This window comes from Spiroplasma poulsonii, assembly GCF_009866525.1.
GTDB classification, from domain to species: domain Bacteria; phylum Bacillota_I; class Bacilli_A; order Mycoplasmatales; family Mycoplasmataceae; genus Spiroplasma; species Spiroplasma poulsonii.
Genome location: NZ_CM020866.1, coordinates 1,127,917 through 1,140,257, shown reverse-complemented (window position 1 = coordinate 1,140,257; position 12,341 = coordinate 1,127,917). Strand labels below are relative to the sequence as shown.

Annotated in this window: 20 protein-coding genes; 13 read left to right on the top strand and 7 right to left on the bottom strand. The window is 25.4% G+C overall.

The features are described 5' to 3' along the window. Positions 1–13: 13 nt before the first annotated feature. From MSROBK_RS13720 to MSROBK_RS11695, 5 genes are all read left to right on the top strand, one after another. The gene (locus tag MSROBK_RS13720; RefSeq protein ID WP_040093674.1) at positions 14–466 is read left to right on the top strand and encodes an IS5 family transposase; all 453 of its coding nucleotides are present in this window, start codon (positions 14–16) and stop codon (positions 464–466) included. Continuing rightward, a complete protein-coding gene (locus tag MSROBK_RS13715) occupies positions 451–849 on the top strand; it encodes a transposase family protein (protein WP_242441474.1) in 399 nt (132 codons plus the stop codon). The genes MSROBK_RS13720 and MSROBK_RS13715 overlap by 16 nt, the downstream gene beginning before the upstream one ends. A 150-nt stretch (positions 850–999) precedes the next feature. Further along, positions 1,000–1,518 carry a cysteine peptidase family C39 domain-containing protein gene (locus tag MSROBK_RS11225; RefSeq protein ID WP_040093673.1) on the top strand — a complete coding sequence of 173 codons (519 nt, stop codon included), beginning with the start codon at positions 1,000–1,002 and terminating at the stop codon, positions 1,516–1,518. Positions 1,519–1,795: 277 nt separating this feature from the next. Further along, positions 1,796–2,209: a 6TM ABC transporter family protein gene (locus MSROBK_RS11700; protein WP_227991148.1), complete on the top strand. Its 414-nt coding sequence runs from the start codon at positions 1,796–1,798 to the stop codon at positions 2,207–2,209. A gap of 59 nt (positions 2,210–2,268) precedes the next feature. Further along, positions 2,269–2,676 carry a P-loop NTPase family protein gene (locus MSROBK_RS11695; RefSeq protein WP_242441448.1) on the top strand — a complete coding sequence of 136 codons (408 nt, stop codon included), beginning with the start codon at positions 2,269–2,271 and terminating at the stop codon, positions 2,674–2,676. Positions 2,677–2,857: 181 nt separating this feature from the next. On the opposite strand, the gene MSROBK_RS13710 is transcribed toward MSROBK_RS11695, so the two are convergent. Together MSROBK_RS13710 and MSROBK_RS13705 are read right to left on the bottom strand one after the other, a co-directional pair. Beyond that, positions 2,858–3,256 (bottom strand): transposase family protein, encoded by a 399-nt coding sequence (locus tag MSROBK_RS13710; RefSeq protein WP_242441474.1) that lies wholly within the window; start codon positions 3,254–3,256, stop codon positions 2,858–2,860. Further along, a complete protein-coding gene (locus MSROBK_RS13705; protein WP_040092446.1) occupies positions 3,241–3,693 on the bottom strand; it encodes an IS5 family transposase in 453 nt (150 codons plus the stop codon). The genes MSROBK_RS13710 and MSROBK_RS13705 overlap by 16 nt, the downstream gene beginning before the upstream one ends. Before the next feature lie 144 nt (positions 3,694–3,837). Here MSROBK_RS13705 and ybeY point away from each other — a divergent pair, with 144 nt between their 5' ends. The 4 genes from ybeY to MSROBK_RS06365 are packed head-to-tail and all read left to right on the top strand — an operon-like array spanning position 3,838 to position 6,267. Further along, complete coding sequence (ybeY, locus tag MSROBK_RS06380; RefSeq protein ID WP_040093790.1) at positions 3,838–4,314, top strand: rRNA maturation RNase YbeY; 477 nt, start codon at positions 3,838–3,840, stop codon at positions 4,312–4,314. Between the two features lie 27 nt (positions 4,315–4,341). Further along, positions 4,342–4,770 carry a diacylglycerol kinase family protein gene (locus MSROBK_RS06375; protein ID WP_040093672.1) on the top strand — a complete coding sequence of 143 codons (429 nt, stop codon included), beginning with the start codon at positions 4,342–4,344 and terminating at the stop codon, positions 4,768–4,770. Positions 4,771–4,784: 14 nt separating this feature from the next. Beyond that, complete coding sequence (gene cdd, locus MSROBK_RS06370) at positions 4,785–5,180, top strand: cytidine deaminase (protein ID WP_040093671.1); 396 nt, start codon at positions 4,785–4,787, stop codon at positions 5,178–5,180. A 4-nt stretch (positions 5,181–5,184) separates the two neighbouring features. Beyond that, positions 5,185–6,267, top strand: a complete 1,083-nt coding sequence (locus MSROBK_RS06365; RefSeq protein WP_040093670.1) for an alpha/beta hydrolase — start codon at positions 5,185–5,187, stop codon at positions 6,265–6,267. An 18-nt stretch (positions 6,268–6,285) separates the two neighbouring features. On the opposite strand, the gene MSROBK_RS06360 is transcribed toward MSROBK_RS06365, so the two are convergent. The 4 genes from MSROBK_RS06360 to MSROBK_RS06350 form a co-directional block, all read right to left on the bottom strand. After that, complete coding sequence (locus MSROBK_RS06360) at positions 6,286–6,600, bottom strand: hypothetical protein (protein ID WP_040093669.1); 315 nt, start codon at positions 6,598–6,600, stop codon at positions 6,286–6,288. A gap of 164 nt (positions 6,601–6,764) precedes the next feature. Next, positions 6,765–7,163 carry a transposase family protein gene (locus MSROBK_RS13700; RefSeq protein ID WP_416375045.1) on the bottom strand — a complete coding sequence of 133 codons (399 nt, stop codon included), beginning with the start codon at positions 7,161–7,163 and terminating at the stop codon, positions 6,765–6,767. Beyond that, positions 7,148–7,600: an IS5 family transposase gene (locus MSROBK_RS13695; RefSeq protein WP_040092446.1), complete on the bottom strand. Its 453-nt coding sequence runs from the start codon at positions 7,598–7,600 to the stop codon at positions 7,148–7,150. The genes MSROBK_RS13700 and MSROBK_RS13695 overlap by 16 nt, the downstream gene beginning before the upstream one ends. Positions 7,601–7,619: 19 nt before the next feature. Beyond that, positions 7,620–8,216 carry a hypothetical protein gene (locus MSROBK_RS06350; protein ID WP_227991147.1) on the bottom strand — a complete coding sequence of 199 codons (597 nt, stop codon included), beginning with the start codon at positions 8,214–8,216 and terminating at the stop codon, positions 7,620–7,622. Between the two features lie 676 nt (positions 8,217–8,892). Between MSROBK_RS06350 and rbfA the strand changes: the two genes are divergently transcribed. Next, positions 8,893–9,231, top strand: a complete 339-nt coding sequence (gene rbfA, locus MSROBK_RS06345; RefSeq protein ID WP_040093668.1) for a 30S ribosome-binding factor RbfA — start codon at positions 8,893–8,895, stop codon at positions 9,229–9,231. 77 nt (positions 9,232–9,308) lie between these two features. On the opposite strand, the gene MSROBK_RS06340 is transcribed toward rbfA, so the two are convergent. Next, positions 9,309–10,169 (bottom strand): bifunctional 5,10-methylenetetrahydrofolate dehydrogenase/5,10-methenyltetrahydrofolate cyclohydrolase, encoded by an 861-nt coding sequence (locus MSROBK_RS06340; protein ID WP_040093667.1) that lies wholly within the window; start codon positions 10,167–10,169, stop codon positions 9,309–9,311. A gap of 71 nt (positions 10,170–10,240) precedes the next feature. Between MSROBK_RS06340 and MSROBK_RS06335 the strand changes: the two genes are divergently transcribed. From MSROBK_RS06335 to MSROBK_RS06325, 3 genes are read left to right on the top strand one after another with little or no spacing between them, the layout of a single operon-like run. Continuing rightward, the gene (locus MSROBK_RS06335; protein ID WP_052443505.1) at positions 10,241–10,555 is read left to right on the top strand and encodes a GNAT family N-acetyltransferase; all 315 of its coding nucleotides are present in this window, start codon (positions 10,241–10,243) and stop codon (positions 10,553–10,555) included. A gap of 15 nt (positions 10,556–10,570) precedes the next feature. Further along, positions 10,571–10,690, top strand: a complete 120-nt coding sequence (locus MSROBK_RS13690) for a GNAT family N-acetyltransferase (protein WP_084218035.1) — start codon at positions 10,571–10,573, stop codon at positions 10,688–10,690. A gap of 15 nt (positions 10,691–10,705) precedes the next feature. After that, positions 10,706–12,313: a formate--tetrahydrofolate ligase gene (locus MSROBK_RS06325; protein ID WP_040093666.1), complete on the top strand. Its 1,608-nt coding sequence runs from the start codon at positions 10,706–10,708 to the stop codon at positions 12,311–12,313. Positions 12,314–12,341 lie beyond the last annotated feature (28 nt).

The following is a 12,341-nucleotide window of genomic DNA, read 5'->3' as shown; positions in this document are numbered from 1 at the left end:
AGGACATAAAAATATGAACAATAATAAATTTAATACTCTTAATGATAGAGAATGGTTAAGATTAACAGGAATAAAAAAATCCACTTTTAATAAAATGTTAGATATTTTAAAAGTTGCTGAAATAGAAAAATTTAAAAAAGGTGGTAAAACTAATAAATTATCATTAGAAAATAGATTATTGATGATTTTATTATATTGACGAGAATATCAGACTTATTTTCATCTTGGTAAAAGTTTTGATATTAGTGAGGCTAATTGTTATCGTAATATTAAGTGAATTGAAGATATTTTAATTAAAAACTCTGATTTTCAACAACTTGCTGGTAAAAAAGCACTAATAAATGATTATTTTAATGATAAAACTATTATTATTGATGCTACCGAAACTCCAATCCAACGCTCAAAAAAAGACAAAAACAATCTTATTCTGGTAAAAAGAAAAAACACACGATCAAAACACAAGTAATTATCGAACAAGAAACCAAAAAAATTATTGCAACAAGTTTTTCGCTCGGAAAAAAACATGATTATGCTTTATTTAAAGAATCAAAAATCCCAATTTTAAAAAATACCAAATTAATAGTTGATAGTGGTTATCAAGGAATACAAAAAAATCACAATAATGTTCTAATACCTACAAAGAAAACAAAGAAAAACCCTTTAAACAAAGAACAAAAGCAATATAATAGACTAGTTTCAAAAATGAGAATTATTATTGAAAATATTTTTGCTATTCTTAAAAAATTTAAAATTATTACAGAAAAATATCGTAATCGAAGAAAAAGATTTGGTTTAAGATTTAATTTAATTGCCTCAATTTATAATTTACAATTATTATATTTAACATAAAATATTTATTTAAAATTAAATAATTTAAATAATAAATTAATTTTTCGTTGTGGAAAAATATTAAATTTTTAAATAAAAAACATAATTAATTAAAATTATATTTTTCTATTAGTATCTTTTTTACAAATATTTGCAATTTTTTAACAAGTAATGCAAGAAGTCTATTATGTTGTTATTTATCATCGTCGGGGAAACCGCTTTTTTGTTGCTGATCCTAGTGCTGAGAAAGGACAATGAGTTTTAATTAATGATTTTATGATGAAATTTCAAGCAGTAATTATTTTCACTAAGAAAAGAAAAAAGTTTACTTATAAAACAAAAACCTTTTATTTAATTTTTCTTTTTTTAAAAGAACAAACGGGATTTTTATGCTGAACTGTGTTTCTTAGTGTTGTTGTAAATTTTTTAATATTATTTGGTAAAAGTTTTATTAAAGTTTATTTTGATCGGTTAACAACAACTTTTCATCAAGAAGTAGTGATTTTCTTTGTAATTTTTTTAATTATTTATTGTTTTCGAGTTCTTTTTAGCTATTTTTTTCAAAAAATTCTTGCACAGTTTCAACAAAAAATAACAAAACGAATGTTAACAATATTTGTTAATAACTTAAGAAAGCTTTCTGTTATTGAATTTGAACGGTTTAGCACTAGTGAATGGCTAAAACGATAAGCAGATGTTATTATTTTAGCAACTTTTTTAAGAACAACTTTTCCACAACTGCTTTTTAGTTTTCTAATGTTAATTATTGGGGTTATTTTTTTTACTTAATTTAAATGCTTTAATTTTAGCAATTGTTTTATTAGAAAATGTTATTATTTTTTTTCTATCATTTTTATTTTTACAAATTAATAAGTTTTGATACCACCGATGGTATCAACAGGGATTAAATTTTGAAAATGTTACTTTAGAGTTATATAAAAGTTTTAAATTTCAGAAGAGTCGTCATTTGGAAGGATATTTTAATTATCAATGAACAAAAAAACTTACAACTTTTTTAATAGAAACTTATGGTCTTGAAAAAAATAATATTATTCAAAGGTTGATTTTAGCCTTTATTTCACAGCTTGCTACCTTTTTAATTTTCTATTTAGCAGTTAGTTTTATTACAAAACAAAGTTTAACAATTGGTAATTTAATGTTTTATAGTGCCTTAACTAGTTTTATTAATGATTTTACAACGCAATTGTCTGGGTTAATTGTTGAAAAAGGAAAATTAGAAAAGGCTTTTCAACAAACAGTATGTTTATTATTTCCAGAACAAGAACAAAAACAAAAGCAGTTAGCTTTACCAGCAATCAAATCTTTTACCATTACAGACTTAAATTATCTTCTTAATGATACTTTTATTTTAAAAAAATAACATTAACTTTACAAAATCATTGTTTTATTAAAGGACGTAGTGGCTCTGGGAAGACAACTTTGTTAGAAATCTTAGCAAAATTACGACCAGTTTCAGGTGGGGAAGTAATGCTTAATGGTCAGTTTGATTTAACGATGCTTAGTGAAGAAGCAATCCGAACAAAAATATTATTGTTTCATCAAAATGATTTTTTATTTACTGGTAGTGTTTATGATAACATTATTAATTTTCAGCAGAATTGTAACTATCAAGTTTTAGCATTGTTACAATCGTGTGATGTTTATCTTATTGATGAAGTTTTGAGCAATGTTGATTATGAAAGTAAAATGATTTTATTAAAATTATTATTTACTTTAAAATCTGAACAAATGATTATTTACGCTGGTCATGATCATCTTGTTGAACAATTTTTTGTAAATGTGATTGATTTAACTAAACTTAATTTAATAGGGGCTGATAATGAATAAAAAAGTTATTATTTTAATAGACTTCTTGCATTACTTGTTAAAAAATTGCAAATATTTGTAAAAAAGATACTAATAGAAAAATATAATTTTAATTAATTATGTTTTTTATTTAAAAATTTAATATTTTTCCACAACGAAAAATTAATTTATTATTTAAATTATTTAATTTTAAATAAATATTTTATGTTAAATATAATAATTGTAAATTATAAATTGAGGCAATTAAATTAAATCTTAAACCAAATCTTTTTCTTCGATTACGATATTTTTCTGTAATAATTTTAAATTTTTTAAGAATAGCAAAAATATTTTCAATAATAATTCTCATTTTTGAAACTAGTCTATTATATTGCTTTTGTTCTTTGTTTAAAGGGTTTTTCTTTGTTTTCTTTGTAGGTATTAGAACATTATTGTGATTTTTTTGTATTCCTTGATAACCACTATCAACTATTAATTTGGTATTTTTTAAAATTGGGATTTTTGATTCTTTAAATAAAGCATAATCATGTTTTTTTCCGAGCGAAAAACTTGTTGCAATAATTTTTTTGGTTTCTTGTTCGATAATTACTTGTGTTTTGATCGTGTGTTTTTTCTTTTTACCAGAATAAGATTGTTTTTGTCTTTTTTTGGGCGTTGGATTGGAGTTTCGGTAGCATCAATAATAATAGTTTTATCATTAAAATAATCATTTATTAGTGCTTTTTTACCAGCAAGTTGTTGAAAATCAGAGTTTTTAATTAAAATATCTTCAATTCACTTAATATTACGATAACAATTAGCCTCACTAATATCAAAACTTTTACCAAGATGAAAATAAGTCTGATATTCTCGTCAATATAATAAAGTCATCAATAATCTATTTTCTAATGATAATTTATTAGTTTTACCACCTTTTTTAAATTTTTCTATTTCAGCAACTTTTAAAATATCTAACATTTTATTAAAAGTGGATTTTTTTATTCCTGTTAATCTTAACCATTCTCTATCATTAAGAGTATTAAATTTATTATTGTTCATATTTTTATGTCCTCATAAATTATATTTTATAATAATATTTTAATAAAAAATGGTATCGCAAGAAGTCTATTAGATTATTTACTGAAGATAATCATTTAATTTGTTATAATAAAACAAGAAAGTGTTAGGGGTCAAGATATGGTAATGAAAGATGATTTTGCAATTTATAATGAAACAAAATTTGATATTAAACCATATCAAACTGATTTTATGGCAATTTTTCAGAAAATTAAAACAATATCAAATATTACTGATCCATTGGAATTATCATTGATTATTGTTGATGCAAAAGAACAATTAGCGTTAAATCAAAAATATCGCCAAAAAGATTATGTTGCAGATGTTATTACATTTGCTTTAGAGGAAGAAAATAGTGTTGATTTGTTGCAATTAACAGGATTACGTAGTTTGGGAGATGTTTTTATTTGTTATGAAAAAGCGTTAGAACAAGCACAAACATATAATCATTCAGCGCGCCGTGAATTTGCCTTTTTATTTACTCACGGAATGCTCCATATTTTAGGCTATGATCATCAAACACCAGCTGAAGAAGAAACAATGTTTAATTTACAACGAAAAGTTCTAAATGATTTACAAATTCACCGAATTCCAATAGAATAAGAAGAGAAACAGAAAGGGATAGACACAATGGCAAAAGGATCACCAGCAAAGAAAAAGATATTTTTTAAACTACGTAACAAGTTTTCAAATGCTTTTCGTGGAATTTATACCGCAATTAAAGAAGAGTCAAGTTTAATCATTCATATTATTGTATCATTGGTTGTGATTGGTTTAGGAATTTGATTACAAAAAATGGTTCCGCATGAATTTGGTTATGTCAAATGAGCAATCTTATTATTAACAATTGGGATTGTAATTGGGTTTGAATTAATTAATACAATGGTTGAAAACTTTGTTGATTTATTATCATTTGAATATAATATTAAAGCTAAAAAAATTAAAGATATTTGTGCAGCAGCAACCTTAATTAATTCAATTTTAGCAATTGCAATTGGACTATTAATTATGTTACCACCACTGGTTGATGTTATTAAATTATATTTAAAAATTAGTTAAAAGGAGTTAGAAAAATGGCAAATTATTTTGAAAAATTAAAATCATTAAGTACAAAAGCGTATGCTCCATATTCCAACTTTCATGTTAGTACAATTTGTGTTTTAAAAGATGGAACAGAAGTAAATGGTGTGAATATTGAAAATGCTGCTTATTCGGTGGTACTGTGTGCAGAACGAACATGTTTAGCACAAGTTTATACTTTAGGTTATCGAAAAGCAGACATTAAGAAACTCTTTTTATATACTGATAGTAACCAAAAAGGTTCACCATGTGGAATGTGTCGACAATTTTTATTAGAATTAATTGACCATGATGTTCCGCTAGAAATTTATAATAAAAAGGGAGAATCATATGTTGTAACAATTGGTGATTTATTACCATATGGCTTTACAAAAGAGGATTTGAAATAAGATTATGGCGAAAAAACATGATGAAGAATTAGATTTATATGATTTAGCCCATGGTCGTGAATTAATTACGGACCATAGTTATCGCATCGTTGATGATGAACATTTAAAAGATTATATGAGTAATAATGCCCTTTATATTAAATTATTTTATGCTTTTCATGATAAACGAATTTTATTAACACATCAAACTTGATGAAAGAAAACTAATGATTTAGAAGCATATTGTAAAAAATATATTACTGATTTAACAAAACGATTACGAATTGAGGAAATGGCATTAACCCCAGCTGAATTAGAACAAAAATGAGATTTACAAGAATATGACATTCATGGTTATGAAGATGTTCTTTTAAAGGCGATTAGCATTCGGTCATGAGTAAAAAATGATAATAATAAAAAATGAGTAGTGGTCGTACATGGCCTTAATTCACATAAATTTCGGGCAATCTTTTTTGGTTTAATCTATTTACGCCTAGGTTATAATATTCTTGTTTTTGATCAACGAAATCATAGTGAATCAACAACAAAAATAACAACAATGGGATATTATGAAAAACATGATTTAGCAGCCGTTGTTAATTTCTTGCAAACAACGATTGACCCAAAATTAAAAGAACTTAACTTTCATGGCTGGTCAATGGGAACTTTTGTAATTATGGAATATTTAAAATTAGCATTTGTTAAAAACAAGTTAATTAAAAGTGCAATTTTAGATTCAACAATTAGTAATTTAAATGCTTTATATCGTTATTATACGTTAAAGATTAATGTTAATTACTATGATCATTATTATGCTATTCGGCGTTATGCGATTGATACGCGGGGTTATGATCCTGAACAAATTAATCCTGGCGAAAATTTAGAACAGTTAGCAAAATTACCAGTTTTATATCTATTAAATAAAAAAGACCATGCAACCCCTTATGTAATGGGGCTCGAAGCTTATCAAAACAAACGAAGCTATGAACGCAAAAAAATTAGTAGTCGGGTTGTTTTCAATTGTGATCATGTGCGGGGCATTTATTATAATCCGCCACACTATTTAGCAACCATAACAGCATTTATTACTAATGCAAAACGAAAATAGTGATAAATAACTAAAATGTTATTTATCACTATTTTGTTTCTTGTCTATGTTTTTTCTTTGGCATTTTTGTTTAATATTTTGATAAATTCTTTCATATCATAAGGTTTGGCTTTGATATTTATTAAATACGCGGTACATCCCATTGTTGAAACTTTGCAAGGCAACATGGAAAGCGGTAAATACCACTGTGAAAAGAAAAATAATAAAAAAGGTAGCTTGCACTTTGGTTAATCCAGTAATAATTTGATTATCAATATCTAAAAAAGGATAGGGATAAGCTCAAATCGTATCCCCATCACGATTTCAAGCAGCAGCACGAATTAAAACATACATTAGACTTCTTGCATTACTTGTTAAAAAATTGCAAATATTTGTAAAAAAGATACTAATAGAAAAATATAATTTTAATTAATTATGTTTTTTATTTAAAAATTTAATATTTTTCCACAACGAAAAATTAATTTATTATTTAAATTATTTAATTTTAAATAAATATTTTATGTTAAATATAATAATTGTAAATTATAAATTGAGGCAATTAAATTAAATCTTAAACCAAATCTTTTTCTTCGATTACGATATTTTTCTGTAATAATTTTAAATTTTTTAAGAATAGCAAAAATATTTTCAATAATAATTCTCATTTTTGAAACTAGTCTATTATATTGATTTTGTTCTTTGTTTAAAGGGTTTTTCTTTGTTTTCTTTGTAGGTATTAGAACATTATTGTGATTTTTTTGTATTCCTTGATAACCACTATCAACTATTAATTTGGTATTTTTTAAAATTGGGATTTTTGATTCTTTAAATAAAGCATAATCATGTTTTTTTCCGAGCGAAAAACTTGTTGCAATAATTTTTTTGGTTTCTTGTTCGATAATTACTTGTGTTTTGATCGTGTGTTTTTTCTTTTTACCAGAATAAGATTGTTTTTGTCTTTTTTTGGGCGTTGGATTGGAGTTTCGGTAGCATCAATAATAATAGTTTTATCATTAAAATAATCATTTATTAGTGCTTTTTTACCAGCAAGTTGTTGAAAATCAGAGTTTTTAATTAAAATATCTTCAATTCACTTAATATTACGATAACAATTAGCCTCACTAATATCAAAACTTTTACCAAGATGAAAATAAGTCTGATATTCTCGTCAATATAATAAAGTCATCAATAATCTATTTTCTAATGATAATTTATTAGTTTTACCACCTTTTTTAAATTTTTCTATTTCAGCAACTTTTAAAATATCTAACATTTTATTAAAAGTGGATTTTTTTATTCCTGTTAATCTTAACCATTCTCTATCATTAAGAGTATTAAATTTATTATTGTTCATATTTTTATGTCCTCATAAATTATATTTTATAATAATATTTTAATAAAAAAGGGTATCGCAAGAAGTCTATTAAATAAAAAATAGGGTAACTTAAACTAATTCATCAATCTTTTGTTAAAAATTCTTTTTTTCAACTAAGACGATGATCACCAAATGATAATAGGGTATAAACAAAAAATAAAATGGGCATAATAAAATGGGTTACAACGGTACAACTAATTTGTGCCTTAGTGTAGTCAGCAATAGTTACTTCACCATTCTTATAACCAATAACAATTCCAATTCAAAAAATAAAGAACATTAATAAGTTTCAATTTAAAATGCTTAACTTAAAGTTTGTTGAAAAGAACCAACTTTTTTGTTCACGATGATGGTTAAAAATAGCTAACAATAATCAAGCAATCGTAATAATATTAACCTGGACTGAATAAAAAATTAATAATATATCATAATTTTGTAAACTAGATCGATAAGCATTTTTATTGACATATCAAAATTCTTTGAAAATATCAGCATAAAAACCATAAGCTAAAAATGCAAAAGCTAAACTGGCAATTATTACTTTATAATATCAAAGATAATCCTTATATCAAATTCGATAAGATCAACGCTTCATAATTCCTCCTTGATAATCTTTTAAATATTATCATAAGAATATTTTGTTAAAAAGATAATTTTTATAATTTTATAACTTTTGTTAGAGCAAAATAAAAAAAATTTCCAAATTATCGTGATGTTATTTTATTTTTTTAGTGTTATAATAAAAAAGTTAGTTGCAATAACTCACTAATTTAAAAATATATATGTGAGAGCATACTCAAGATCGCGAAACCACAACTATGCTCTCATAAATAATTATAGCATTTTGCTATAAATTTATGAGAGTTTTAGTTTTAAAATTCTCATTTTTTTGTGAAAATTTTAAAATTATCCCTATTTTTATTGTTTTGAACTCCCTATACCTTGAGGACGCATCGCATATATATTTTATTTATAGCTGTAAAAAATGGAAAAAATAATTTTTAAAAAATGTAATTTTATTAAAAATTAAAGACTTAGAAATTATTAAAAAATAAAAAGAACACAATATTAAAATTTTAGTTTTTTACAAGTAGGTTTAAACATTATGTCTGGTCCGAAAAATGACTACGAGTTTCGTTAGATGCTGCTTTAAAAAAAACATTAGGCAAAATTTAAAAATATATTAATTAAATACAGAATAGCTTAAAAGTATTCGCTTTATTAAAATGCTTTGTTATAATGTTAATAAAGTTAGAAATAAGGTGATATATATGGCAAATAAAATTAAAATTGAAAAAATGCAATCGTTGATTACCCGTGATTTAACATTTATTATGCAACGAGAAATTCGTGATGAAATTTTAAATACTTTATCAGTTAATGCTGTTAAATTATCAAATGATTTAGGTCATGCTAAAGTTTATTATTCTTCATTATTATCAAAACCAGAATTAGAACTTACTAATGTTGTGCAAGAATATAAAAATGAGATTCGTAGTAAATTAGCACATAAATTAGAAATTTATCGTTGTCCAGATTTAGAATTTATTTATGATTATTCATTAGATAATGCAAATAATATTGAAACAATTTTGCAAAAACTAAAATAAAAATATCCTCGTAATTATTGAATTAGTTTTTTTTTAAAAGTAGAAAATTAAAATAAATAATTATGAGGATTTTTATATTATAAATTATTATTTTGATAATAAAGATATAAGATATTTTCTAATAGAGCAGCAATTGTCATTGGTCCAACACCGCCAGGAACAGGGGTTATCATTTTAACTTTTGGTAGAACATTTTCAAAATCAACATCACCACATAGTTTATTATCATGATCTCGATTAATTCCAACATCAATAATGATAGCGTTTTCTTTGATCATTTCAGAAGTTATTATTTTTGGTTGTCCAACCGCTGAAATTAAAATATCTGCTTGTTTTGTAAAAAAACTTAAATTTTTTGTTTTTGAATGACAAACCGTAACGGTGGCTGAAGCGTTAATTAATAAGTTAGCAAGAGGTTTACCAACAATATTACTACGACCAATTATAACAACATGTTGTCCTGCTAACTCAATTTGATAATGCCTTAATAGTAACATAATTCCTTTTGGTGTTCCGGGTAATAAATCATAATGGCCAAGAATTAGATTGCCCAATATTTCAGGGGTAAAACCATCAACATCTTTTTTTGTTATAATACGATGAATAATTTTTTCGCTATTAATATGAATGGGTAACGGTAGTTGAACAAGAATAGCATCAATGGTTGAATCATGGTTTAATTGATTAATAAGATTAAGAAGTTCTGCTTCAGTCATTGTTACAGGATATGTTAGGACATTACAAATAATTCCCACGTTTTCACAAGCAATCTTTTTATTTTTAATATAAGTACTGCTTGCTTTATTATCCCCAATTTGAATAATTGTTAAACTAGGAGCACGGTGATGCTTTTTTTGAATTTTAATAACTTCTGCTGCGACTTTTGTCTTAATTAATTCACTAACCATTTTTCCATCAATTATTTTGGTTTTATCCATTAATGTTTCACTCTTTTCTATGTTAAAATGTTTTTATATAAGTATTGTATCTGAAAGGACCATAAAATTAAATGCAAAATACCATCATTTTTAAAAGTGCAAAAGGAACTAATAATTCAATTTATACTGATGCTCTTATAATTAGAAAAGTTGTCTTTGTTGATGAACAACATGTCCCTTTAGCAGAAGAAGTTGATCAGTATGATCAAACTGCTAATCATCTTGTTGGATATTATGATAACAAACCAGTATGTTGTGCTCGTATTTTGCAACAAGATGAAAATTGGTTTTTAGGACGGATTGCTGTTCTTAAAAGTTATCGTCATCACCAAGTGGGAACGGTATTATTACAAACTTTATTAAATTATGTTCAAACTAACCATTAACCTACTGCTGTTCATTTATTTGCTCAAAGTCAAGTTGTTGGTTTTTATGAAAAATTAGGTTTTATTAAAAATGGAGAAAGTTTTATTGATGCAGATATTGTCCATTTTCCGATGATTTATTATTATAATAGTTAAAAGGAGTTGATAAGAATGGAAAAAATCACAACAATTGGTACCAAAATTGGTTTAACAACAGATGATTTAATTAAATATGGTGATTATATTGCAAAAGTAAAAGCATTTAATTTTAGTCATTTACCAAAAAAAGCAAAGTTTATTTTAGTAACAGCAATTAATCCAACTAAAGCAGGAGAAGGAAAGACAACCTGTTCAATTGGTATTGCTGATATGTTAAATCATTTAGGTTATCAAACAACCTTAGCATTACGAGAACCATCATTGGGGCCAGTTTTTGGCTTAAAAGGATCAGCGACAGGTGGGGGCGAATGTGTCATGCAACCAGAAAATGAAATCAATTTACATTATACTGGTGATTTTCATGCAATTACAACGGCAAATAATATGGTTAGTGCCATTATTGATAATATTCTTTATTGAGGTAATGCCTTACAAATCGATCCGGCAAAAGTCGTTTGACAACGTTGTTTAGATGTTAATGATCGTGCTTTACGAAATGTTGAAATTAAAATCAATGATAAAATTCATCGAAATGAGCATTTTCAAATTACAGCGGCCAGTGAAATTATGGCTATTTTAGGACTAAGTAAAGATTTTAATGATTTACGGCGCCGTTTAGATCAAGCAATTGTGGCCTATAATTTTAAAAACGAACCAGTTTATTTACAACAACTACAAATTACAGGTTCATTATTGGCTTTGTTAAAAGATGCTGTATTACCAAATTTAGTTCAAACAAAATATGGAACCCCATTGTTCGTACATTGTGGTCCTTTTGCAAATATTTCACACGGTGCCAATTCGTTAATTGCCACTGATTTAGCGTTAAAATTAAGTGATTATGTTGTTAGTGAAGTTGGTTTTGGTAGTGATTTAGGGTTCGAAAAGTTTAATGATATCATTAACTTAAAAAAAGAATACACTCCTGACTGTACAGTGTTAGTAGCAACCATTCGGACTTTGAAATTACATGGTGGTGCTGATGAAACAAAATTAGCAACAGTTGATCTTGTTAGTTTAAAAAAGGGGTTAGTTCATTTAGAACATCATATTAAAATTATCCAAAATTATCGGTTAAACTTTGTTGTTTGTTTAAATCAATTCGCAACGGATGGTAGTGAAGAAATTACGTTAGTAACAAATTGATTAACAGAACAAAAAATCCCATTTGGAATTAATAACACTTATCATCTTGGAATTAAAGATAATCCATTATTAGCTAAAACAATTATTGAACAAACAACACGGCCACAACAATATCAATTATTGTTTAATCCAGGTACAACTTCATTAACAGATAAAATTAAAATTATTTGTGAAAAAATCTATCAAACAACAAAAGTTACTTTTAGTGCTGTCGCTCAAGAAAAAATTGCATTTTATCAGCAAGATGATAAATATAAAACTTGACCTGTTTGTATGGCAAAAAATCATCAAACAATTTTTGGTAATAAAGATCCTAATGATGATCACATTACCATTCGTGATCTTAAAATTAATTCAGGAGCAGAATATTTTATTGCATATTTAGCGGATATTATTACAATGCCTGGTTTAAATAAAAAACCTAATGCACTTGAGATTGATGTTGTTAATGATCAGATTATAAATATTAAATAATTTTGTTATAATTATATTGGACTAAAAA